Source organism: Herbiconiux sp. SALV-R1, from assembly GCF_013113715.1.
Classification (GTDB): domain Bacteria; phylum Actinomycetota; class Actinomycetes; order Actinomycetales; family Microbacteriaceae; genus Herbiconiux.
This window is the reverse complement of sequence record NZ_CP053344.1, coordinates 2,239,612-2,263,073: the sequence shown is the minus strand read 5'-3', so window position 1 is coordinate 2,263,073 and position 23,462 is coordinate 2,239,612. Positions and strand designations below refer to the sequence as shown.

Genomic DNA, 23,462 nt, shown 5'->3' with positions numbered 1-23,462 from the left:
GCGGCGTGGGCGCCGCTCCGAACGAAAGGTCAATGTGGACAATCTCGGTATCGACTTCGTCTCCGAGCTGGTGGGAACGGCGTTGCTCGTGCTCCTCGGCTGCGGTGTCGTCGCGAACGTGGCGCTCGTGCGCACCAAGGGCTTCAACGGCGGATTCCTGATGGTGAACATCGGCTGGGGCCTCGCGGTCTTCGCCGGTGTCATCGTCTCGTACGCCTCCGGCGCCCACCTCAACCCGGCCGTGACCCTCGGGCTCGTGGCGAACGGGGCCGAGACCTTCGGGTCGGCGGCCACCTCGGTTCCGGTGAACTTCCTGTCGGTCATCGCGTACATCGGTGCGCAGATGATCGGTGCGATCATCGGCGCGGTGTTCGTGTGGCTGGCGTACAAGCAGCACTTCGACTCCGAGCCGGAGGCCGGCAACAAGCTCGGCGTGTTCTCGACCGGTCCGGCGATGCGCTCGTACGGCTGGAACCTGGTCACCGAAATCATCGGCACCTTCGTGCTGGTGTTCGTCGTGATCGGGTTCAGCGGCGGGCGTCAGGGCGAGGGCGGCCTCGCGGCCCTCGGCGCCCTTCCCGTGGCGCTTCTCGTGATCGGTATCGGCGCCTCGCTCGGTGGCCCGACCGGCTACGCGATCAACCCGGCGCGTGACCTCGGCCCGCGCATCGCGCACGCGATCCTGCCGATCAAGGGCAAGGGCACGTCTGACTGGGCCTACTCGTGGGTGCCCGTGGCCGGCCCCATCATCGGTGGTCTGCTCGCCGGCTGGGCCGCCATCCCGCTCCTGCCGATCCTCACCTAGCCGGCACGAGCATCCGTTCATCACCTGACGACAGCATCAACGAAGGAGTTATGTCATGACTGACGAGAAGAAGTACGTCCTCGCGATCGACCAGGGAACCACCTCGTCGCGCGCCATCATCTTCGACCACGCCGGCACCATCGTGTCGACCGGCCAGAAGGAGCACGTGCAGATCTTCCCGAAGGCGGGCTGGGTCGAGCACGACCCGATCGAGATCTGGGACAACGTGCGCGAGGTCATCGGCCTCGCCCTGTCGAAGGCCGACCTCACCCGGCACGACATCGCCGCGGTCGGCATCACCAACCAGCGCGAGACCGCGGTGGTGTGGAACAAGAACACCGGCAAGCCCGTCTACAACGCCATCGTGTGGCAGGACACCCGCACCCAGTCGATCGTCGACCGGCTCGCCGCCGGCGACGAGGCGGGCCTCGAGCGGTTCAAGCCGATCGTGGGTCTGCCGCTCGCGACGTACTTCTCGGGAACGAAGATCGTCTGGATCCTCGAGAACGTCGACGGCGCCCGCGAAGCCGCCGAGGCCGGCGACCTGATCTTCGGCACCACCGACACCTGGGTGCTGTGGAACCTCACCGGCGGAACCGACGGCGGCGTGCACGCCACCGACGTCACCAACGCCTCGCGCACGCTCTTCATGGATCTCGAGACGCTCGAGTGGCGCGACGACATCCTCGCGGAGTTCGGCGTGCCGCGCAGCATGCTGCCCGAGATCAAGTCGTCGTCGGAGGTCTACGGCACCGTCGAGTCGTCGAACCTCTTGCGCGAGGTGCCGGTGGCGGGCATCCTGGGCGACCAGCAGGCGGCGACCTTCGGCCAGGCGGCGTTCGACGCGGGTGAGTCGAAGAACACCTACGGCACCGGCAACTTCCTCATCTTCAACACCGACACCGAGATCGTCCACTCGAAGAACGGGCTGCTCACCACCCTCGGCTACAAGCTCGGTGACGAGCCCGCGCACTACGCGCTGGAAGGGTCGATTGCGGTGACCGGGTCGCTCATCCAGTGGCTGCGCGACAACCTCGGCATCATCGCCTCGGCCCCTGAGGTCGAGACGCTGGCGGCCTCGGTCGAGGACAACGGCGGCGCGTACTTCGTGCCGGCGTTCTCGGGCCTGTTCGCCCCGTACTGGCGGTCGGATGCGCGTGGCGCCCTGGTGGGACTCACCCGCTACGTCAACAAGGCGCACATCGCTCGGGCGGCGCTCGAGGCGACCGCGTTCCAGACGCGCGAGGTGCTCGATGCGGTGAACGCCGACTCGGGTGTCGACCTCACCGAGCTCAAGGTCGACGGCGGCATGATCGCCAACAACCTGCTCATGCAGTTCCAGGCCGACATCCTCGGCGTCCCCGTCGTGCGCCCCGTGGTGGCCGAGACCACCGCGCTCGGTGCGGCCTACGCCGCGGGCCTCGCGGTCGGGTACTGGGGTTCGCTCGACGAGCTGCGCGCCAACTGGCAGGAGGACTCCCGCTGGGAGCCCCAGATGGACGAGGCCGAGCGCGAGCGCCAGCTCCGCAACTGGAAGAAGGCCGTCACCAAGACCCTCGACTGGGTCGACGACGACGTGCAGTAGCTTCTCCGCCTGTTCGAAAACGCAAACGTCGCGCCGACCGCGCCCTCCCGGGCGCAGGTCGGCGCGACGTTTGCGTTTTCGAACCGCCCCTCGGTCAGACCGTCGCGTCTTTCACGGGCGGGCGTCGACGTACTGACTGAGGGTGAGGCGCGCTCCCTGCGGGTCGACGATGTCGGCGAGGAGCGACCACGGGGTGTCGTCGGTGCGCTCGACGGTGGCGCCGAGCCGTTCGGCCAGGGCGAGCGACTCCTCGCGGGAGGCGACGCTGAACACGACCCGCCAGTGCGACTCCTCGCCGTCGCGGGCCGACTGCACCGCGCCGATGACGTCGGCGAAGCCGGCCGGCGCGCCCGCCTGACGCTCGAAGATCTCGGGGTCGGCGGTGTCAGCAAGGTGCCGCCCGTACCCGTCGACGGCGATCATCGCCTCGACGGTGTCGCCGAGGTCGAGGTAGCGCCAGCCGAACAAGTGCTCGTAGTAGCCCTTCGCGCCCGCGACATCGTTCGTGCGCAGGTTGCTGAAGTTCCACGCGCCGGGAACGTTCACCACTTGAGCACCCAGCCGCTTGCGCGCCTGCCACAGCCCGAACCCGGCGCCCTGCGGGTCGCGACCCGCTGCCGAACGGCCACCCGGGCCCACGTCGACGGGTTCCTCCACCACGGTTCCGCCCGAAGAGACGACGCCCGCAACGGCGGCGTCGATATCGTCGACGGCGAAATACGTGTTCCACACTCCGCTCGAGGCGCCGGGCCTCGCGGAGGCGATCGCCCCGACATCCGCGCCGTCGAGCGTGGCGATGAGGTACACCCCGGGCGCCCCCGGTGGCATCGCGTTCGCGAACTCCCACCCGAACTGGCCGCCGTAGAAAGCCGCCGCGGCCTCCGTGTCAGGCTGCTCGGTGTCGACCCAGCTGCTCACCCCGTTCGGATACCGACGAGGCACTCCATTCCCGCTCATGCCCCGCACCCTACCCCGCCCCGAGGACACCCGAGGGTCGGCGCCCACGCCACCGCCGTCGGCAGGCCGTTCGAAAACGCAAATGTCGCGCCGACCGCGCCCGCATGGGCGCAGGTCGGCGCGACGTTTGCGTTTTCGAACCGCCCCGCGCGCTACAGCACCGTGAGCAACTTCTTGCCGGTGGCGGCGAAGCCGCGGGAGGCGAACTCGCGGGCGACGGCGGCGCGCTCGGCGGTGGGGCGCCCGTAGGTGGTGGTGCGCTGCACCGGCACGCGCCCGATGCCGCGGATGACAGCCTCGAGGTCGTCGACCGTCTTCTCCGAGCCGTTGTCGGCGCCCGCCATGCGGCTGATGGTCTCCTCCATGAGGGTTCCGCCGAGGTCGTCGGCCCCGCCCTGCAGCATCTGCTGGGTGCCGGCGTCGCTGAGCTTCACCCACGAGGTCTGCACGTGGTCGATGCGCCCGTGCAGCATGAGCCGCGCCACCGCGTGGATGGCCCGGTTCTCCTGCAGCGTCGGGCCCGGCCGGGCGACACCTGCCAGGTAAACCGGCGAGTTCATGTGCACGAACGGCAGCAGCACGAACTCGGTGAATCCGCCCGTCTCGTCCTGGATGCGCGACAGCGTGCGTAGGTGCCCCACCCAGTGCGTCGGGTTGTCGACGTGCCCGTACATCATCGTCGACGACGACCGCAGCCCGACCTCGTGCGCCGTGGTGACGATCTCGATCCACTGCGCGGCCGGCAGCTTGCCCTTCGTGAGCACCCAGCGCACGTCGTCGTCGAGGATCTCGGCGGCCGTTCCCGGAATCGTGTCGAGCCCGGCGTGTCGAGCCTCGAGCAGGAAGTCACGGAACGACAGCCCCGTGCGAGCCGCCCCGTTCACGATCTCCATCGGCGAGAAGGCGTGCAGGTGGATGTCGGGCTGCCGCTCCTTCACCGTGCGCGCCAGATCGAAGTACGCGGTGCCGGGCAGGTCGGGGTGGATGCCGCCCTGCATGCAGATCTCGGTCGCCCCGATCGACCAGGCCTCGTCGACGCGGTCGCCCACCTGCTGCATCGACAGCGTGTACGCATCCGCGTCATTGCGCCGCTGTGCGAAGGCGCAGAAGCGGCAGCCGGTGTAGCAGACGTTGGTGAAGTTGATGTTGCGGTTCACCACGTAGCCCACCTCGTCGCCCACGGTGGCTCGGCGCACCTCGTCGGCGACGGCGGCCAGCGCGTCGAGGTCGGGGCCGTCGGCTCCGAGCAGCGTGAGGTAGTCGGCGTCGGCCAGCCCCGCGGGGTTCTCCGCAGCACGCGCGAGCGCGGCGCGCACGGCGGGGTCGCCGGATGCTCGGGTGCGGTTGCCGGGGTTCGCCCCGACCTGCTCGCGCAGCTCCGACCAGTCGCCGTACACGTCGTCGAAGTCGCTGCGCCGGTCTCCGGTGCGGCCGACGGTGTCGATCTCGGTGTGCAGCTCGGTGCGGCCCGACGACGACCCCCACTCCGGCTCCTGCCACGGCAGACCGCTCGGCACCCGGCCCTCGACGGCGAGCCCGTCGGCGTCGGCGAGGGCGCGCACGTGCGGGATGACGCGCGGGTCGAGCCACGGCTCCTCCGCGCGCACGTAGTGCGGGTGCGCGGTGAGGCGCTCGCGCAGCGTGAAGCCCGACTCCGCCGTGAGGCGGGCGAGGTCGTCGATGTGCGGCCACGGCCGCTCGGGGTTCACGTGGTCGGGCGTGAGGGGCGAGACACCGCCCCAGTCGTCGATACCGGCGCGGATGAGCAGCGACAGTTCACGCGCATCCGTCAGATTCGGCGGGGCCTGCAGGCGCGCCTTCGGCCCGAGCACGAGCCGCGCGACCGCGACCGCGGCGACGTACTCCTGGGTCTCGAGGTCGTCGGCGCCCATCATGGCGGTGGCTGGCTTCGCCCGGAAGTTCTGCACGATCACCTCCTGGACGTGCCCGTGCCGGCGGGCGGCGGAGCGCAGCGCGAACAGGCCGTCGACGCGCTCCTCGTAGTTCTCGCCGATGCCGAGCAGCAGGCCCGTGGTGAACGGAACGTTCGACCGGCCGGCGTCCTCGATCACCCGCAGGCGCAGCGCCGGGTCTTTGTCGGGGGAGCCGTAGTGGGCGTTGCCCTTTTCGCTCCACAGCCTCGTGGCCGTGGTCTCGAGCATCATGCCCATCGACGGGGCGACGGGCTTGAGGCGCTGAATCTCCTCCCACGTCATCACGCCCGGGTTGAGGTGGGGGAGGAGCCCGGTCTCCTCGAGCACCCGGATCGCCATCGCGCGGAGGTAGGCGATGGTGGAGTCGTAGCCGTGCGCATCCAGCCACTCCCGGGCGGCGGGCCAACGGTCTTCGGGCCGGTCACCGAGGGTGAACAGCGCTTCCTTGCAGCCGAGCGCCGCGCCCTGGCGGGCGACCTCGAGCACCTCGTCGGGGGAGAGGTAGGGCGCCTTGCCCTGCTTCGAGAGCCCGCCGGGGGTCTCGACGAAGGTGCAGTAGTGGCAGCGGTCGCGACAGAGGTGGGTGAGCGGGATGAACACCTTGCGCGAGTAGGTGATGACGCCGGGCCGGCCGGCGGCCTCGAGCCCGGCGTCGCGCACGCGACTCGCGGCGGTGAGGAGGCGGTCGAGGTCGTCGCCGCGGGCGTGCAGCAGGGTCTCGGCCTCGGTGGCGTTGAGGGCGACACCCTCGTCGGCGCGTTTCAGCGCCCGGCGGATGGCGGAGGCGTTCGGGATGAAGCTCTGCACCACGGGCTGCGGTTCGGTGCGGCGGCGGGTGGGGACGGGAAGGTCGGACGGCATGGTGAACCTCGCGGATCTCGGTGGGTCTCGGTGGGTCTCGGTGGGCTCGCGCGCGAGGGGACTCGGGCGGTGACCCGTGAGGAGACTCGTGCGGAACTGAGAAAGCGGTCGAGAGGGAACGACGAGAGATGAGCCCAAAGCCAGGCCCGTACACAGAATGCACCGAGCCTACCCCCTGCATTGGGGCGGCTTCCTCCGGAGCGCTGAGGGATGCTCTGTGTGACCATGGACACAACACGACAAAAGGGGATCCCACGTGGTCAAGAAAGCAGTGCGCGGCACCTTCGTCGATTTCATCGACGACCCGTGGAAGCATGTCGGCGACGAGCAGGCCGCGGTGCGGTTCCACGTCGACGGACTCCTCGTCACCGAAGACGGCATCATCACCGACTTCGGCGCCTACGACGAGGTGGCACCCCGTCACGAGGGCGTCGAGATCACCGAGATCCGCGACCGCATCATCCTCCCCGGCTTCATCGACGGCCACATCCACCTGCCGCAGACCCGCGTGCTCGGCGCCTACGGCGAGCAGCTGCTGCCGTGGCTGCAGAAGTGGGTGTTCCCCGAGGAGCACAAGTACTCCGAGCGCGAGTACGCCGAAGAGGGCACCAAGCACTTCTTCGACAACCTGCTCGCCTCGGGCACCACGACCGCCCAGACCTTCACCACGGGCAACCTCACCTGCAATGAGGTGTTCTTCGAGGAGGCGTCGCGCCGCAACATGCGCATGATCGGCGGCCTCACCGGCATCGACACCCACGTGCCCGACTACTTCGCCAACACCCCCGAGCAGTTCTACGACGACTCCAAAACGCTCATCGAGAAGTGGCACGGCACCGGCCGCAACCTCTACGCCATCACCCCGCGGTTCGCCTTCGGTGCCTCGGTCGAGCTCATGGCCGCCTGCCAGAAGCTCAAGCAGGAGTTCCCCGACCTGTGGGTGAACACCCACATCTCCGAGAACCCGGCCGAGATCCACGGCGTGCTCGCCCTCCACGACGACTGCACCGACTACCTCGGCGTCTACGAGAAGTTCGACCTCGTCGGCCCGAAGTTCACCGGCGGTCACGGAGTGTGGCTGTCGAACAACGAGTTCCGGCGGTTCAGCGAGAAGGGCGCCGCCGTGGCGTTCTGCCCCTCGTCGAACCTCTACCTCGGCTCCGGCCTCTTCCGCCTCGGCCGAGCCCTCGACCCCGAGCACCGCGTGCTCGTCTCGGTGGGCACCGATATGGGCGGCGGCAACCGCTTCAGCCTGCTCAACTCGCTCGAAGACGCCTACAAGGTCGGGATGCTGCAGAACACCATCCTCGACGGCTCCATCGTGCCGAGCGACCAAGACCTGGCCGAGTCGGAGCGCAACAAGCTCTCGTCGCTCCGCGCGTTCTACCTGCTCACGCGCGGTGGCGCCGAGTCGCTCTACATCGACGACAAGGTGGGCACCTTCGACATCGGCAAGGAGGCCGACTTCGTCGCCCTCGACTGGACGGCCGGACCGCCCGCCGCGCCCTGGCACGCCAGCCTGCTGCTCGAGAAGGGCGGGAACGAGCTCTCACTCGACACGGTCTCCGACCTGCTGTTCGGCATCATGATGGTCGCCGACGAGCGCGCCGTCGACCAGACCTGGGTGATGGGCGAGCTCGCCTACCAGAAGGCGTGAGTGCCATGACCGAGACGGCCGCCAGCACCCCCGCCGCCGTGGCCGGCGCGGCGGTCTCGCTGGTCGTGCGCCGTCGGCTGGCGGAGGAGAGCTACGCCGCCTACGAGGCCTGGCAGAAGAAGGTGGGCGAGCGCATCGCGCACTGGCCCGGCTTCCTCGACCGGCAGGTCATCGCGCCGAAGCCGCCGCTGCAGGTCGACTGGATCATCGTGCAGCGCTTCCGCGACGTCGAGTCGGCCCGCGGCTGGTTGCAGAGCGCCGAGCGCGCGCAGCTGATGGGCGAGATCAAAGACCGCTTCATCGGCAACGACGACATCCACCTCTTCACGGAGGAGGCGAAGCATCCGTCGGAGGCCGCCTCCGTGCTCATCTCCAGCCGGGTGCCGGTCGACGAGGAGGGGGCGTTCCTCGACTGGCAGCGGCAGATCTCGGCGGCGGAGTCGCGTTTCGACGGGTTCCTCGGCCACAAGATCGAACGCCCGGTTCCCGGGGTGCAGGACGACTGGGTGGTGGTGCTGAGCTTCGACACCGAGGCGCACCTGAACGCCTGGATCGACTCGCCCGAGCGCAAGGAGCTGCTCGAGGAGGGCAAGGCCTACAACGAGCAGCTCACGCTGACCAAGGCGAGCTACGGCTTCGGGTTCTGGACGGGAAGCCGCACCTCGCTTCCCGACCCGGTGTTCAAGAGCAACCTCGTCGTGCTGCTGATGCTGTACCCCATCGTCTTCCTCTGGGGCTACTTCATCGCCGACCCGCTGCTCATCGGCAACGGCATGCCGTTCTGGCTCGCCCTGTTCATCGGCAACCTGGTGTCGACGCAGCTGCTCGGCTGGCTACTCGTGCCGTGGGCGTTCAAGCTGTTCGGCTGGTGGATCAAGCGCGACCGCACGCCGCGGGTGCACTTCTACGGCTACGCCATCATCGTGGCGCTGTACGCGGTGTCGATGGCGGTGTACGCGTGGCTGATCTCGCTGGGGCCCGTGGCGTACACGGGCGGCGGGGGCTGAGCCCCGCCCCGATTGCCGAGCGGATGCGCGGGGCTGGCTGCGCGGGGGCGGCTGCGGTGAACGGATGCGCGGGGCGGCTGCGCTGAGCGGATGCGCGGGGCGGCTGCGCTGGCCGGCTCCGCTCCGGCCCCGCGCCTCAGCGTGCGCGAGCTGCGTCGAGCGCGTCCCCCGCGAGCGCGGCGCTGGTGTCGGCATCCGTCAGCCACAGTGGTACCGCGCGCGCCCGGATGCCCGACCCCTCGAGCACGGGCACGACCGTCGCGTCGCTCGTATCGACGAGCCAGCCGTCGAGGAGTCCTCCCCGGCTGCGCGCACCGTAGTGCTTCGCCACGGCGGCCGCGGTGGTCTCGACGCCGATCGCCGTGAGGCACGCGTCGGCCATGCCGCGCACGGCGGCCCCCGAGATGATGGGCGACACACCCACGATGGGTGCGCGTGCCCCGCGGAGTGCCTCGCGCATCCCGGGCACCCCCAGAATCGTGCCGATCGACACCACCGGGTTCGACGGGGCGACGAGCACCACGTCGGCGTGCTCGATCGCCCGCAGCACCTGCGGCGTCGGCTTCGCCTGGTCGACCCCCACCTGGATGAAGCGCTGCGCCGGCACCGTCGCCCGGTACTTCACCCACCACTCCTCGAAGTGCACGATGCGCCGCTTGCCGTCGACCAGGATGTCGACGTGCGTCTCGACCGGCTGATCGCTCATCGGCAGCAGCCTCACGCCGGGGTTCCAGCGCTCGCAGAGGCGGGCGGTGGCCTCGGTGAGGGTGAGTCCGTCGCGGAGGAAGCTCGACCGTGCGATGTGCGTGCCGAGGTCGAGGTCGCCGAGCGTGAACCAGGGCCAGCCGATGCCGTAGGCGGTGAGCTCGGCGGCCACCCGCTCGGTCTCGTCGGCGCGGCCCCAGCCGCGCACCTCGTCGTTGCCGCCGCCCAGGGCGTACATGATCGAGTCGAGGTCGGGGCACACCCGCAGCCCCGTCAGCCACATGTCGTCGCCCGTGTTCACGACCGCGGTGATCTCGGCGGTCGACCCGCCGTCACCGTTCGGGTAGCGCCTCCGCAGCTCGGTGCGCAGCCCTTTGAGGAACTTCGCACCCCCGACACCGCCCGCGAGAACCGTCACCTTCACGGCATTCATTCAACAGCATCCGGATGCGCGCCGGGCGTCGTTAGGCTTGAACCGTGAGCGGTATGAAGGCGGTGGAGCGGGGCGGGAGCCGGGCCCGGCCCGAGGTCCGGCACCGGGCGCGTCGCGGTGCGGCGATCGTGCTGGCGGCGGCCGCGGCGGCGCTGCTGGCGGGGTGCACCGGCACGACGGAGCTGCCCGAGCCGACCATGGCGTCGAGCCAGGCGCTCGAGACCTATGGCGGTGTGGCGGCGGCGATCACCGGGTCGCTCACCGAGGCGTTCCCGTCGGTGGCGATCACGCGCGACGACGACCGCGGCCCGCGCATCGAGTCGACGAGTGGGGAAGGGTGCGTGGTGGTGGTCGGACCCGCCGAGGCCCGCCCCTCGCTCGTGCAGGCGGCTGGCGGCTGGGACGAGCTGCTCGCCGTGCTCGGCCCCGCGCTGGAGGCGAAGGGCTTCGCCCCCGTCGACGGCGAACGCCAGCTCGACGGCGGCTGGACCGGCATCAGCACCCTCGACCCCTCCGGCGCCCGCTTCGAACTCGTCGACAACGACCGCACCGACCTCACCCTCCGCATCCGCGTCACCGACCCCCACTGCTGACCCGCCCCCGCCCCGCCTAGCTCTCCGCCCCGCCGTCTACCTCGTCACCCACGTGACCACCCGCCTCTCCTGACGATCGCCGAAAGACGTTCGGTGCGTCGGCGCCGATGGCGGGTGTGGCAGCGCGGTCGCGCTGTACCGCGTCTGCGAGATCGTCGGCACCCCCGATCGGGGCGAGGAGTCTGCGGATGCGGGTGGCGAGGTCTCGCGTGGATTCATCTTCGACGTCGCGATGGTAGGACTGCCGCGCCCAGAAGCGAGACGTTGTCGCTTTCAGGTGGCCGATGAGGGGGATTGACCCTCACGTAGCGGGAGGGGGGAGGGTGGGGGCATGAGTGAGTATTTCGATGCGTTCGAGGTGAGTCCGGTGCCGGTGCCGAGGGTGGATGCGGTGGCGCCGGAGCCGTTTCGGGGGATCTACGGGATGCCGGCGTTCGTGACGGTGCGGACGGGGGATCTGAAGGCGTCGGTCGAGTTCTGGACGCGGGGGCTGGGGTTCTTCGAGCTGTTCGGGGTGCCGGAGCGGCTGGTGCATCTGCGGCGGTGGGCGTTCCAAGACGTGCTGCTGGTGCCGGGAGAGACCGATGCCACGGCGCCGACGATGAGCGTGAGCTTCGCGTGCGTTCTGAGCGAACTCGACGCGATGGTGGAGCGGTGCCGTGAGGTCGGCACGGGCCGGGTGGGTGAGCCGCACGACACTCCCTGGAACACGAGGGACGTCGACGTGATCACGCCCGAGAACACCCGCGTGGTCTTCACCGCGGCGAAACCCTACGACCCGGCGAGCGAAGCCGCCCAGAACCTCGCCGCGATGGGGATCGTGCCGTGACCGCCGAGGGCGAACTCACGGTGGGCCGTGCCGCGGCGCTGCTCGGCCTCACGGTGCGCACCCTGCACCACTGGGACGAGATCGGCCTCGCCGAACCGTCGGCCCGCTCGGCGGCCGGGTACCGGCTCTACACCGACGCCGACGTGGAGCGGCTCCGCCGCATCGTCGTCTACCGCGAGCTCGGGCTCGGCCTCGACGAGGTGCGCTCCGTGCTCGACGACCCCGCGACCGACGTCGTGAGTGCCCTGCGCGCCCAGCAGGAGCACCTTGCCGAGCGCATCGAGCGCCTGAGCTCGCTGAGCGGCGACCTCGACACGATGATCGCGGCGCACGAGCGCGGACTCCTGCTGAGCGAGGAGGAGCAGGCCGCGGCGTTCGGGCCGGCCTGGAACCCGGGCTGGCCCGCCGAGGCCCGCGAGCGCTGGGGCGACTCCCCGCAGTGGCAGCAGTACGCCGAGCGCTCCGCCGCGCGCACCCCCGACGACTGGAAGGCGGTCGCGGCGACGACCGCGGCTGCCGAGCGCGCCCTCGCCGACGCCCTGGCGGCGGGCGTCGAGCCCGGCAGCCCGGAGGCTGATGAGCTGGTCGAGCGGCACCGGGCGGCGTTCTCCGCGTACTTCCCGATCTCGCGCAGCATGCAGGTGGTGCTCGGCCGCATGTATGAGGCCGACGCCTCCTTCGCCGCGCACTACGACGCGCTGCGCCCGGGCCTCGCGTCGTGGCTTCGCCGCAGCATCGACGCGAGCGCGCGTTCCCACGGCATCGACCCCGACACCGCCGAGTGGGAGTGACCCGGCGCCGGCGAGTGGGAGTGACCCGATACCGCCGAGTGGGAGTGACCCGGCGGCGCCGCGCGGGAATGACCCGATACCGCCGAGTGCGAGTGACCCCGGCGGCCGCGCAGGGCCTCAGGCCCGCGCCGCCCCCGCCAGCAGCCCCGCGATGCGGTCGAAGTCGTCGCGCACGTTCCCGGCCGTCACTCGCACGTGCTGCTCGGGCTCGGGCGCGAACGACGACGAGAACGTCGACCCCGCCGCCACCCTGATGCCCCCGGCCGCCAACGCCACCGTCGCCGCCTTCTCGTCGGCCACAGGCACCCAGGTGTTGATGCCGTCGGAGGGGGAGTGCTCGATGCCGTGCCGTACCAGCGCCTCCGAGAGCCGCCGCTGCCTCGCCTGGTAGATGCGTCGCGCGTCGTGCACCGTGGTGAGCGACGGGCTCGCGGTGAGCAGTTCGTAGAGGATGGTCTGCAGCATCCGTGACGTCCACCCCGGCCCGAGCATCCGTCGTGCCACGATGCGGTCGAGCAGCTGGTCGGGCGCGCCGAGCGCCGCGATGCGGAGGTCGGGCCCGTGCGATTTCGCGAAGCTCCGCACGTGCAGCGTGCGCTGGGGCAGCCAGTTGCCGACGCTGAACGCCGGTGCGCTGGAAATCTCCCCGGAGTGGTCGTCTTCGATCACGACCGGGTCGCCGAGGTGCGAGTGACTGCGCAGCACCCGCGCGATCTCGCGCATGCGCCCCTCGGTCATGGAGATGCCGGTGGGGTTGTGGGCACGCGGCTGCAGGATGATCGCGACCGGATGCGACGCCAGCGCCGCCGCGAGACGGTCGGGTCGCATGCCTTCCGCGTCGATGTCGACGGGCACCCGCTCCACCCCGAAGTGCTCGAGCAGGTCGAGGAACGGCGGGAAGCCCGGGTTCTCCACCACGACCCGGTCGCCGAACCGCACGATGCTCTCGAGCGCCCGCGACACGGCGTCGAGCGCCCCGTCGACGATGGTGAGGGCGGGAACCGGGTAGGGCCAGGATGCGCGCAGGTGGCGTTCCAACTCCGGCAGCACGGGTGAGCTCAGGTAGCTCGCCGTGTCGGCCCTGGTGGGCAGGGAGCGGAAGGCCGCGCTGAGGTCGGGCAGCAGCTCGGGGTCGGGGGTGCCGGTGGAGAGGTCGAGCCTGGCCTCCACGTGCGACCCGGCGAGCTCGCCGAAGTGCGGCGGCATCCAAGCCGTCGAGGCCTGCAGCACGAAGCTGCCGGCCCGGCCGCGCGAGGTGATGAGACCCACGCCGGCGAGGGCCTGCCAGGCGTTGCTGACGGTCGCAGGGCTCACCCCGAGCTCGCTCGCCACGACCCGCACGGTGGGCAGGCGCTCCCCGGCGGCGAGTGCACCCGAGCGGATGAGACGCGAGATGGCGGCGGCGATGCCGTCGGGCGTGCGGTGTTCGACTGCGTCGACGATCTGGACGAGCATCCGGCCCCGATTCCGTGGATCCGTTAGCGCATGGACGACTGCTTGACAACTCTTGACATATTTACGCCTGCGTCACATGGTGAAACACACGAGAAATGTTCAAGCCGAATAATAACAAAAGACCGGAAGGATGCTCGATGACAACGGTACGCGCGGCGATCACCCAGGCCAGCTGGACAGGCGACAAGGAATCGATGATCGCCAAGCACGAGCAGTTCGCCCGTGACGCGGCTGCCGACGGCGCCCAGGTCATCTGCTTCCAGGAGCTGTTCTACGGCCCCTACTTCGGCATCACGCAGGACAAGAAGTACTACGCCTACGCCGAGGCCGCCGACGGCCCCATCGTGCAGCGCTTCGCGGCCCTGGCGAAGGAGCTGAACCTCGTGATGGTGCTCCCCATCTACGAGGAGGACCAGCCGGGCATCTACTACAACACGGCGGTCGTGGTGGATGCCGACGGCACCATCCTCGGAAAGTACCGCAAGCACCACATCCCGCACGTCGACCGCTTCTGGGAGAAGTTCTACTTCCGCCCCGGCAACATGGGCTACCCGGTGTTCGACACGGCCGTGGGCCGCATCGGCGTCTACATCTGCTATGACCGCCACTTCCCCGAGGGCTGGCGCGAACTCGGCTTGAACGGCGCCGAAATAGTGTTCAACCCCAACGCCACGAAGCCGGGACTGTCGAACCGCCTCTGGGAGCTCGAGCAGCCCGCGGCGGCCGCGGCCAACGGCTACTTCGTCGCCGCCCCCAACCGGGTGGGCCGTGAGGACAACGAGTACGGCGACCTCGCCGTCACCTTCTACGGCACGAGCCAGTTCGCCGACCCGCAGGGCAACATCGTGGGCGGCTACGCCTCCGGCGATGCCGAGGAGGTGGTCATCCGCGACCTCGACCTCGACATGATCCGGGCGGTACGAGACGATTGGCAGTTCTACCGCGATCGCCGCCCGGAGTCGTACACGAGCATCCCGAAACCCTGACCCCAGCAACGGAGCTGATCATGACCAAGACCCTCATCACCGGTGGCACCGTCGTGAACGCGACGGGCACCGCCCAGGCCGACGTTCTGCTCGACGGCGACACCATCGCCGCGGTTCTCGCACCCGGCTCGACGCTGCTCGGCTTCGACGTGAAGAACAACGTCGACGAGGTGGTCGACGCCACCGGCAAGTACGTCATCCCCGGCGGCATCGACGCGCACACGCACATGCAGATGCCCTTCGGCGGCACCGAGGCCAGCGACACCTTCGAGACCGGCACCCGGGCTGCCGCGCACGGCGGCACCACGTCGATCATCGACTTCGTCGTGCAGTACGCGGGCGAGAACATCCTCGACCAGTACCACCTCTGGCACGAGAAGGCGGCCGGCCAGTGCGCGGTCGACTACGGCTTCCACCAGATCCTCTCCGACGTGCAGGACTCGTCACTCACCGCCATGGACGAGCTGATCAACGAGGGCGTCACGAGCTTCAAGCTCTTCATGGCCTACAAGGGCGTGTTCCTCAGCGACGACGGCCAGATCGTGAAGGCGATGCAGCGCGCCTCCGACAACGGATCGCTCATCATGATGCACGCCGAGAACGGCTCGGTCATCGATCTGCTCGTGCAGCAGCACCTCAAGCGCGGCGAGACCTCGCCCTACTACCACGGCGTCTCGCGCCCCTGGCAGGCCGAGGAGGAGGCCACGCACCGCGCCATCATGCTCGCCAACCTCACCGGGGCGCCCCTGTACATCGTGCACGTGAGCGCGAAGCAGGCGGTCGAGCAGATCGCCGCGGCCCGCGACAACGGCCAGAACGTGTTCGCCGAGACCTGCCCGCAGTACCTCTACCTCTCGCTCGAAGACCAGCTCGGCGCCTCGAGCGAGAAGTGGGGCGACTTCGAGGGTGCGAAGTGGGTGTGCTCCACCCCGCTGCGCTCGAAGCACGAGGGTCACCAGCACCACATGTGGCAGGGGCTCCGCACCAACGACCTGCAGGTCATCTCGACCGACCACTGCCCGTTCTGCATGAAGGGCCAGAAGGACATGGGGCTCGGCAACTTCGCCAAGATCCCGAACGGCATCGGCTCGGTCGAGCACCGCATGGACCTCATCTACCAGGGCGTCGTGATGGGGGAGATCTCACTGCCGCGCTGGGTCGAGCTCACGAGCACCACCCCGGCACGGATGTTCGGCATCTACGGCAAGAAGGGCGTCATCCAGCCCGGGGCCGACGCCGACGTCGTGATCTACGACCCGAACGGCCACACATCCATCGGCCTGGAGAAGACCCACCACATGAACATGGACTACTCCGCCTGGGAGGGGTTCGAGATCGACGGCCACGTCGACACCGTGTTCTCCCGCGGCCGCAAGATCGTCGACGACAACAGCTACCTCGGACGCAAGGGCGACGGCGCGTACTTCAAGCGCGGCCTCAGCCAATACCTCATCTGACCCGAACTCCCACAGACAGGAACCACCATGGATTTCGGCGCGGTCGTTCAGACCAACCCTCCCGCCGCCCGCACCGTCGGCCTGGCGAAGCTCTCCGAGCAGTACGGCTTCGACTACTTCTGGACCTTCGACTCGCACCTGCTCTGGCAGGAGCCCTACGTCATCTACAGCCAGATCCTGGCCGAGACGCACAAGATCAAGGTCGGCCCGATGGTCACCAACCCGGCGACCCGCGACTGGACCGTCACCGCATCCGTCTACGCCACTCTCAACGAGATGTACGGCAACCGCACGGTGTGCGGCATCGGCCGCGGCGACTCGGCGGTGCGCGTCACCAACGGGGCGCCCACGACGCTCAAGGCGCTGCGCGAGTCGATCCACGTCATCCGTGAGCTGGCGTCGAGCCGTGCCGTCGAGTACAAGGGTGCGACGCTGCAGTTCCCGTGGAGCCACGGCTCCGAGCTCGAGATGTGGGTGGCCGCCTACGGCCCGCTCGCGCTCAAGCTCACGGGCGAGGTCGGCGACGGCTTCATCCTGCAGTGCGGCGACGTCGACATCGCGAAGTGGATGATCGAGACCGTGCGCACGGCGGCCTCGAACGCGGGCCGCGACCCGATGGCCATCAAGTTCTGCATCGCGGCACCCATGTACATCGGCGACGACTGGGAGCACATGCGCGACCAGTGCCGCTGGTTCGGCGGCATGGTGGGCAACCACGTCGCCGACATCGTCGCGAAGTACGGCACGGATGGTGCGGTGCCGCAGGCCCTCACCGACTACATCGCAGGCCGCGAAGGCTACGACTACAACCAGCACGGTCAGGCCGGCAACACGCACGCCGCCTTCGTGCCCGACGAGATCGTCGACCGGTTCTGCGTGCTCGGCACCGCGAAGGACCACATCGAGAAGCTCGAGCAGTTCCGCGAGATCGGCTGCACCCAGTTCGCCGGGTACCTGCAGCACGACAACAAGGAGGAGACCCTCCGCGTGTACGGCGAGACCGTGATGCCCGCGCTCCGCGACCACATCACCGCGAAGGCCTGAGGGCCGGATGTGTAAGGTCCTTCTCGGCGCGGGCGGCATCCTCCTGCTCGTCGTCGTCTGGGAGCTGTACAAGGCGCTCGGCCCGGCCACCGGCGTGATGGTCGGCGACCTCACGATCCTTCCCCGCACCACCGATCTCGCCATGCCCCACGTCTGGGACATGGTGGCGAGGCTGTTCGAGACGAGTGGCAACGGCCGCAACGCCCTGCCGGTCTGGCTCGCGGTCGGTCAGGCCGCCGTGTTCACCCTCGGGGTCGCCGCGGTCGGCTGGATCGTCGGCGTGGTCGTCGGCCTGCTGCTCGCCGTGCTCATGCAGCGGTTCCGCACCGCGGAGTCGGCGGTGCTGCCGTGGATCATCCTCAGCCAGACCGTGCCGCTCATCGCCATCGCGCCCTTGGTGCGACGGTGGGGCGCCCAGCTGCAGTTCGGCGACTTCACCTGGGAGAACTGGATGTCGGTGGCGGTGATCGCGAGCTACCTCGCGTTCTTCCCGGTGTCGATCGGTGCGCTCCGCGGGCTCAACTCGCCCGACCGCATCCACGTCGAGCTGTTCCGCAGCTACGGCATCGGATGGTGGCGCACCCTCGTCACGCTGCGCTTCCCGGCGAGCGTGCCGTACCTCCTGCCGGCTCTCCGCTTGGCCGCCGCGAACGCCGTGATCGGCACCGTCGTCGCCGAGGTCTCGATCGGCCTGCGTGGTGGTATCGGACGCATGATCATCGAGTTCGCCCAACAGGCCTCGGGCGACCCCGCCAAGACCTGGGCGCCGATCTTCGGCGCCATCGCCGTGGGCCTCGTGGCCGCCGGTTTCATCGCCCTGCTCGGAGTGCTGCTCCGCCGCTACCGTCGAGGAGAAGTGCCCGCATGAGCGACGCCACCCCCGCATCCGTTCCCGCAGCCGCGCCTGCGCCTGCCGCCGCCGTTCCCGCGGCCGCATCCGTTCCCGCCGTGAAGGTCGTCGGCGTCGACAAGGTGTTCGTGCCGAAGAAGAAGTCGAAGCCGAGCGTCACCGCCCTGCAGAACGTCGACCTCACCGTCGCGCCCGGCGAGTTCGTCTCGCTCATCGGCCCCTCGGGCTGTGGCAAGTCGACCCTGCTGCGCCTGATCGCCGACCTCGACACCCCGTCGACCGGTACCGTCGAGGTGTTCGGCAAGACGGCACGGCAGGCGCGCATCGATCAGGAGTACGGCATCGCCTTCCAGCAGGCGGGTCTGCTGCCCTGGCGCACCGTCACCGGCAACATCGAGCTGCCGCTCGAGCTGCACGGGGTCTCCTCGGCGGCCCGCAAGTCCCGTTCGGCGGAGCTCCTGTCGCTGGTCGGCCTCTCCGACTTCGCCGAGAGCTACCCCGACCAGCTCTCCGGTGGCATGCAGCAGCGCGTGGCGATCGCCAGGGCGCTCGCCGAGAGCCCGCGGCTGCTGCTCATGGACGAGCCCTTCGGTGCCCTCGACGAGATGACGCGCGAACGGATGCAGACGGAGCTCGTGCGCATCTGCGGTGAGACCGGCGCCGCGGTGGTGTTCGTCACGCACTCCATCCCCGAGGCGGTCTTCTTGTCGAACCGCGTCGTGGTGATGTCGCCGCGACCGGGCCGCATCCGTGACATCCTCACCGTGTCGCTCGGCTCGGCGGGGGAGCGCGGCGACGAGCTGCGCGAGAACGAGGGCTTCTTCGAGAACGTGAGCAAGGTGCGCGAGCTGCTGCACGGGGAGACCCCGGTGGGCATCAAGGGGGTTGAGAACCGATGAGGGCCGACGCGCAGCCGTTCCGCACGGTGCTGGCACCGGTGGTGCTCGGCATCGTCGCGCTGACGCTGTGGCAGCTCATCGTCGTCGCCTTCGACATCAAGCCGTTCATCGTGCCGGGCCCCGTCGCCATCGGCGCGGAGTTCGGCGAGAACATCGCCACGGTGGCCCAGGGCGCCTTCGTCACGGGAGGCAACGCCCTCGTCGGGCTCATCGTGGGGGGCGTGGCGGGCATCCTGTTCGCCGTGCTGGCCGCGCTCGTGCGGGCAGTCGACGAGCTGAGCGCCGCGATCGTCTCGGCGGTCGCGGTGGTGCCCATCGTCGCGCTGGCCCCCGTGCTCTACAACATGTTCGGCGCTGGTGCGGAGACGGCCCGGCAGCTGGTGGCGGCCATCGCCGTGTTCATCCCCGTCTACATCAACACGCTGCGCGGCCTCCGCCAGGTGCGGCCCGTGCACCGCGACCTCATGCGGGTGTACGCCGCCTCCTCGTGGCAGATGACCCGCACGGTGACCGTCCCCGGCGCGCTGCCGTTCATCTTCACGGGGCTCCGCATCGCCTCGAGCCTCGCCGTGATCTCGGCCCTCATCGCCGAGTACTTCGGCGGGCCGGTGGGCGGTCTCGGCAAGTCGATCACCTCGGCGGCCGCCTCGTCGAACTACAACCTGGCCTGGGCCTACGTGCTCGGCGCCATTCTCGTGGGGCTCGTCTTCTACTGCGTCACCCTCGCGGTCGAGAAGTTCGCCACCCGGCACTACAGCCCCACCACCTAGACCACGCACCACCCGACGCAGCACACAAGGAGGAGCACATGAAACACAGCACCCGTCTCATCTCAGGGGTCGGCGCCCTCGCCGTCACCGCCCTCGCACTCGCGGGCTGCTCGAGCGGCGGCTCGGGCACGTCGACCGGCGCCGCCGACGGCGACGCCGGCGAGCTCACCCCCGTCTCGCTGCAGCTGCAGTGGTACTCGCAGGCCCAGTTCGCCGGCTACTACGCCGCGCTCGAGCAGGGCTACTACGAAGACGAGGGCCTCGACGTCACCATCCTCGAGGGTGCCGCCGACATCGTTCCGATCGACGTGCTCACGGGCGGAGACGCCGACTTCGCCATCTCGTGGGTGCCGAAGGTGCTCGGTTCGATCGAGCAGGGCGCCGCGGTCACCGACATCGCCCAGATCTTCGAGCGCTCCGGCACCACCCAGATCTCGTTCAAGGACGAGGACATCACCACCGCGGCCGACCTCAAGGGTAAGACCGTCGGCAGCTGGGGGTACGGCAACGAGTGGGAGCTGTTCGCCGGCATGGACAAGGCGGGGGTCGCCCTCGGCGACATCTCCCTGGTGCAGCAGGCCTTCGACATGAGCGGCTTCCTCGCCGGCGACATCCAGGCCGCCCAGGCGATGACCTACAACGAGTACGCCCAGGTTCTCGAGACCGTGAACCCGGCCACCGGCGAGCTCTACCAGCCCGACGAGCTCAACGTCATCGACTGGAACACCGAGGGCACGGCGATGCTGCAAGACGCCATCTGGGCCGACAGCGACCGTCTCGCCGACGACGCCGACTACGCCGACACGGCGGTGAAGTTCATCAAGGCGTCCATCAAGGGCTGGGCCTACGCCCGCGACAACGCGGCCGAGGCCGCGGCGATCGTCACCGACTCCGGCTCGCAGCTCGGTGAGAGCCACCAGCTCTGGATGACCAACGAGGTCAACAAGCTGATCTGGCCGAGCACCTCGGGCGTCGGCACGATCAACCAGGACCAGTGGGACCAGACCGTGAAGATCGCGATGGACACCCCGAACGAGACCGGAGCCACGGTCATCACCTCCGAGCCGCCGGCGACCGCCTACAGCAACGAGTACGTCGAGAAGGCGCTCGCGGAGCTGAAGGACGAGGGGGTCGACGTCATGGGAGCCGACTTCGAGCCGATCACGGTGGAGCTGAAGGAAGGCGGGAACTAGCACCATGTCCACGGACTCCAACGACCAGCAGCTCACCCGGGAGCTGGATCGGGCGCACGTGTTCCATTCGTGGTCGGCGCAGGGTGCGCTGAACCCGATGGTGATCGCGGGAGGTCTCGGCTCGACCGTGTGGGACTTCGAGGGAAACGAGTACCTCGACTTCTCCTCGCAGCTCGTGAACACCAACATCGGGCACCAGCATCCGGCGGTCGTCGCCGCGATCAAGGAGCAGGCCGACGTGCTCACGACGGTGGCGCCCGCTCACGCGAACCTCACTCGGGGCAAGGCTGCGCAGAAGATCCTCGAGAAGGCGGGAAGCTCCTTCTCGAAGGTGTTCTTCACCAACGGTGGAGCCGACGCGAACGAGAACGCCATCCGCATGGCGCGGCTGCACACCGGCCGCGACAAGGTGCTCTCGACCTACCGCTCCTACCACGGCAACACGGGTGCGGCGGTCGTGGCGACGGGTGACTGGCGGCGGGTGCCGAACGAGTACTCCCGCGGGCACGTGCACTTCTTCGGGCCGTTCTCCTACCGCTCGGAGTTCTGGTCGGAGAGCCCCGAACAGGAGAGCGAGCGCGCGCTGCACCACCTGCGCCGGGTCATCCAGGCGGAGGGGCCCGCGTCGATCGCCGCCATCCTGCTGGAGACCATCCCCGGAACCGCGGGCGTCATCGTGCCCCCGCCCGGCTACCTCGCCGGCGTGCGCGAGCTCGCCGACGAGTACGGTATCGTGCTCATCTTCGACGAGGTGATGGCCGGGTTCGGCCGCACCGGCGGTTGGTTCGCCTTCCAGTCGCTCGCCGAAGACGGTGTCGTGGTGCAGCCCGATCTCATCACCTTCGCGAAGGGAGTGAACTCGGGCTATGTGCCCGCCGGCGGGGTCATCATCTCGCCGGCCATCGCCGAGCAGTTCGACGACGCCGTGTTCCCCGGCGGCCTCACCTACTCGGGGCACCCGCTCGCCATGGCGGCGATCGTCGGCACGATCGACGCCATGGAGTCGGAGGGCATCGTCGCGAACGCCGAGCGCATCGGGCGCGACAAGCTCGCACCCGGGCTCGCGGCGCTCGCCGAGAAGTACGAGCTGATCGGCGAGGTGCGCGGGCTCGGCGTGTTCTGGGCGCTCGACCTGGTGACCGATCGGGAGACCCGCGAGCCGGCTCCCGCATCCGTCGTCGGGGCGCTCAAGGCGGCGCTGCTCGAGCGCGGGCTGCTGCCGTTCTTCGCCGACAACCGCCTGCACGTCGTGCCGCCCTGCATCGTCACCGATGCCGAGGTCGATCGGGCGCTGGCGATCTACGACGAGGCCTTCGCCTCGCTCGCGTCGCCCGCTCCGTAGTCGGGGAGGGGCTGGGTGCCCGCCCACGCGGCGTGCGCCCAGCCCTCGGCCCGTCCGGTGCCCCGAGTCGTGACCCTGTGGTGGCCGTCACGGGCCACCGCGACGACGGTGGCGGCAATTCCGGATGCGGCGAGTGCGCCGAGGAGGACGAGTACGGTGATCATCGGGGTTCCTTTCATGACGGTCGAGGGCGTTCCGGCGGGGGTGGGCCGGCGGTGCGGTGGTGCTGGTCGGTAAGGCTCACGGTGGCAGCATCCGTTCTGTAGATCAATCGCAGAGTTCTTGGGTGGCGGTGTAGCATCGCTTCATGGACGTGAGACGGCTCGAGCTGCTGCGCGAACTCGCCGAGCGGGGGAGCATCACCGAGGTCGCCAAGGCGACGCACCGCACCCCGTCGGCGGTGTCGCAGCAGCTGCGGGTGCTCGAGCGCGAGGCGGGTCTTCCGCTCACCGAGAAGTCGGGGCGCGGCATCGTGCTCACCGACGCCGGACGGGCGCTGGCGAGGAGCGCCACCGACGTGGCCGTCGCCATCGAGCACGCGAACGCGCTCTGGGACGAGTTCCGCAACGACCCCACGGGCGAGGTGTCGCTCGCGTCGTTCCCCACCGGTGGCCAGATGCTGCTGCCCGGGGTGGTGAGCCGGCTCGACGCCGTGGGCGGGCTCACGCTGCACTGCTCCGACCGCGACCCCGAGAGCGACGACTTCCCGGCCCTCACCGCCGACTTCGACATCGTGCTCGCGCACACGCCGACCCCCGCCGCCACGAACTGGGCGAGCCGCGAGGTGGTGATGGTGAAGCTCATGACCGAGCCGCTCGACATCGCGCTGCCGCCCGGGCACCGGCTCGCGTCGAAAGACCTCCTCAACCCCGAAGACCTCATCGGCGAGCGCTGGATCGGGGTGCCGTGGGGGTACCCGTTCGAGCGCACCATCCACGAGATCTCGGCGGCGGCCGGCGCCCCGATGAACGTCGTGCAGCGCTTCGGAGACACGCGCGTGACCGAGGCCTTCGTGGCCGCGGGGCTCGGCATCGCCATCCTGCCCTGCTACACGGCGGGAGGCGCCTACCGCAGCGAGATCGTGCTGCGGAACCTGCGCGGCGTGGTCGCCGAGCGGCACATCTTCGCGCTCATGCGCCCAGACCGGGCCGAGCGGCTCGCGGTGCGCACCGTCGTCGACGCCCTGCGCGACGAGGCGGCTGCTGTGGTCGCGGCGAACGCCCACCGCAACCCGCCGTGCGACGTCGACCCGGCAGCGACGCCCACCCCCGCGGGCGACGGTAGAATCTCGTAGTGAGCACATTCAAGA

21 protein-coding genes are annotated in these 23,462 nt (G+C 69.6%); 16 read left to right on the top strand and 5 right to left on the bottom strand.

What is annotated here, in order from left to right:
• Positions 1 to 34: 34 nt before the first annotated feature.
• Complete coding sequence (locus HL652_RS10830; protein WP_171705326.1) at positions 35 to 805, top strand: MIP/aquaporin family protein; 771 nt, start codon at positions 35 to 37, stop codon at positions 803 to 805.
• Between the two features lie 55 nt (positions 806 to 860).
• Positions 861 to 2,390, top strand: a complete 1,530-nt coding sequence (gene glpK, locus HL652_RS10825) for a glycerol kinase GlpK (protein WP_171705325.1) — start codon at positions 861 to 863, stop codon at positions 2,388 to 2,390.
• Between the two features lie 111 nt (positions 2,391 to 2,501).
• Here the strand turns inward: glpK and HL652_RS10820 are convergent, their stop codons facing one another.
• Complete coding sequence (locus HL652_RS10820) at positions 2,502 to 3,347, bottom strand: VOC family protein (protein ID WP_171705324.1); 846 nt, start codon at positions 3,345 to 3,347, stop codon at positions 2,502 to 2,504.
• Positions 3,348 to 3,499: 152 nt separating this feature from the next.
• Complete coding sequence (locus tag HL652_RS10815; protein WP_171705323.1) at positions 3,500 to 6,142, bottom strand: bifunctional FO biosynthesis protein CofGH; 2,643 nt, start codon at positions 6,140 to 6,142, stop codon at positions 3,500 to 3,502.
• Positions 6,143 to 6,398: 256 nt separating this feature from the next.
• Between HL652_RS10815 and guaD the strand changes: the two genes are divergently transcribed.
• A complete protein-coding gene (guaD, locus tag HL652_RS10810; RefSeq protein ID WP_171705322.1) occupies positions 6,399 to 7,799 on the top strand; it encodes a guanine deaminase in 1,401 nt (466 codons plus the stop codon).
• Between the two features lie 5 nt (positions 7,800 to 7,804).
• Positions 7,805 to 8,806 carry an antibiotic biosynthesis monooxygenase gene (locus HL652_RS10805; protein ID WP_171705321.1) on the top strand — a complete coding sequence of 334 codons (1,002 nt, stop codon included), beginning with the start codon at positions 7,805 to 7,807 and terminating at the stop codon, positions 8,804 to 8,806.
• A gap of 136 nt (positions 8,807 to 8,942) precedes the next feature.
• On the opposite strand, the gene cofD is transcribed toward HL652_RS10805, so the two are convergent.
• Positions 8,943 to 9,944 carry a 2-phospho-L-lactate transferase gene (gene cofD / locus HL652_RS10800; protein WP_216603876.1) on the bottom strand — a complete coding sequence of 334 codons (1,002 nt, stop codon included), beginning with the start codon at positions 9,942 to 9,944 and terminating at the stop codon, positions 8,943 to 8,945.
• 44 nt (positions 9,945 to 9,988) lie between these two features.
• Here cofD and HL652_RS10795 point away from each other — a divergent pair, with 44 nt between their 5' ends.
• From HL652_RS10795 to HL652_RS10785, 3 genes are all read left to right on the top strand, one after another.
• Positions 9,989 to 10,537, top strand: coding sequence for a hypothetical protein (locus tag HL652_RS10795; RefSeq protein WP_171705320.1), 549 nt, complete (start codon positions 9,989 to 9,991; stop codon positions 10,535 to 10,537).
• A 331-nt stretch (positions 10,538 to 10,868) separates the two neighbouring features.
• The gene (locus tag HL652_RS10790; RefSeq protein ID WP_171705319.1) at positions 10,869 to 11,366 is read left to right on the top strand and encodes a VOC family protein; all 498 of its coding nucleotides are present in this window, start codon (positions 10,869 to 10,871) and stop codon (positions 11,364 to 11,366) included.
• Positions 11,363 to 12,157: a MerR family transcriptional regulator gene (locus HL652_RS10785; RefSeq protein ID WP_171705318.1), complete on the top strand. Its 795-nt coding sequence runs from the start codon at positions 11,363 to 11,365 to the stop codon at positions 12,155 to 12,157. The genes HL652_RS10790 and HL652_RS10785 overlap by 4 nt, the downstream gene beginning before the upstream one ends.
• 117 nt (positions 12,158 to 12,274) lie before the next feature.
• Here HL652_RS10785 and HL652_RS10780 read toward each other — a convergent pair whose 3' ends face one another.
• Positions 12,275 to 13,612 carry an aminotransferase class I/II-fold pyridoxal phosphate-dependent enzyme gene (locus HL652_RS10780; protein WP_171705317.1) on the bottom strand — a complete coding sequence of 446 codons (1,338 nt, stop codon included), beginning with the start codon at positions 13,610 to 13,612 and terminating at the stop codon, positions 12,275 to 12,277.
• A gap of 137 nt (positions 13,613 to 13,749) precedes the next feature.
• On the opposite strand from HL652_RS10780, the gene HL652_RS10775 reads away from it, so the two are divergent.
• From HL652_RS10775 to HL652_RS10740, 8 genes are read left to right on the top strand one after another with little or no spacing between them, the layout of a single operon-like run.
• Positions 13,750 to 14,598, top strand: a complete 849-nt coding sequence (locus tag HL652_RS10775) for a nitrilase-related carbon-nitrogen hydrolase (RefSeq protein ID WP_171705316.1) — start codon at positions 13,750 to 13,752, stop codon at positions 14,596 to 14,598.
• Between the two features lie 20 nt (positions 14,599 to 14,618).
• Positions 14,619 to 16,055, top strand: coding sequence for a dihydropyrimidinase (gene hydA, locus HL652_RS10770; RefSeq protein ID WP_171705315.1), 1,437 nt, complete (start codon positions 14,619 to 14,621; stop codon positions 16,053 to 16,055).
• Between the two features lie 27 nt (positions 16,056 to 16,082).
• Entirely contained in the window at positions 16,083 to 17,099 is a 1,017-nt protein-coding gene (locus HL652_RS10765; RefSeq protein WP_171705314.1) for a TIGR03842 family LLM class F420-dependent oxidoreductase, read from the top strand.
• 7 nt (positions 17,100 to 17,106) lie between these two features.
• On the top strand, positions 17,107 to 17,967 hold the full coding sequence (locus HL652_RS10760) for an ABC transporter permease (RefSeq protein WP_171705313.1): 861 nt from the start codon (positions 17,107 to 17,109) through the stop codon (positions 17,965 to 17,967).
• Positions 17,964 to 18,848, top strand: coding sequence for an ABC transporter ATP-binding protein (locus HL652_RS10755; protein WP_171705312.1), 885 nt, complete (start codon positions 17,964 to 17,966; stop codon positions 18,846 to 18,848). The genes HL652_RS10760 and HL652_RS10755 overlap by 4 nt, the downstream gene beginning before the upstream one ends.
• Entirely contained in the window at positions 18,845 to 19,618 is a 774-nt protein-coding gene (locus HL652_RS10750) for an ABC transporter permease (RefSeq protein ID WP_171705311.1), read from the top strand. The genes HL652_RS10755 and HL652_RS10750 overlap by 4 nt, the downstream gene beginning before the upstream one ends.
• 38 nt (positions 19,619 to 19,656) lie before the next feature.
• Entirely contained in the window at positions 19,657 to 20,811 is a 1,155-nt protein-coding gene (locus tag HL652_RS10745; protein ID WP_171705310.1) for an ABC transporter substrate-binding protein, read from the top strand.
• A 4-nt stretch (positions 20,812 to 20,815) separates the two neighbouring features.
• Positions 20,816 to 22,153: an aspartate aminotransferase family protein gene (locus tag HL652_RS10740; RefSeq protein WP_171705309.1), complete on the top strand. Its 1,338-nt coding sequence runs from the start codon at positions 20,816 to 20,818 to the stop codon at positions 22,151 to 22,153.
• Here HL652_RS10740 and HL652_RS10735 read toward each other — a convergent pair.
• Positions 22,111 to 22,317, bottom strand: coding sequence for a hypothetical protein (locus HL652_RS10735; RefSeq protein WP_171705308.1), 207 nt, complete (start codon positions 22,315 to 22,317; stop codon positions 22,111 to 22,113). The two genes, HL652_RS10740 and HL652_RS10735, sit on opposite strands and share 43 nt — an antisense overlap.
• Positions 22,318 to 22,460: 143 nt before the next feature.
• Between HL652_RS10735 and HL652_RS10730 the strand changes: the two genes are divergently transcribed.
• Positions 22,461 to 23,447: a LysR family transcriptional regulator gene (locus HL652_RS10730; RefSeq protein WP_171705307.1), complete on the top strand. Its 987-nt coding sequence runs from the start codon at positions 22,461 to 22,463 to the stop codon at positions 23,445 to 23,447.
• The last annotated feature ends 15 nt before the right edge of the window (positions 23,448 to 23,462 follow it).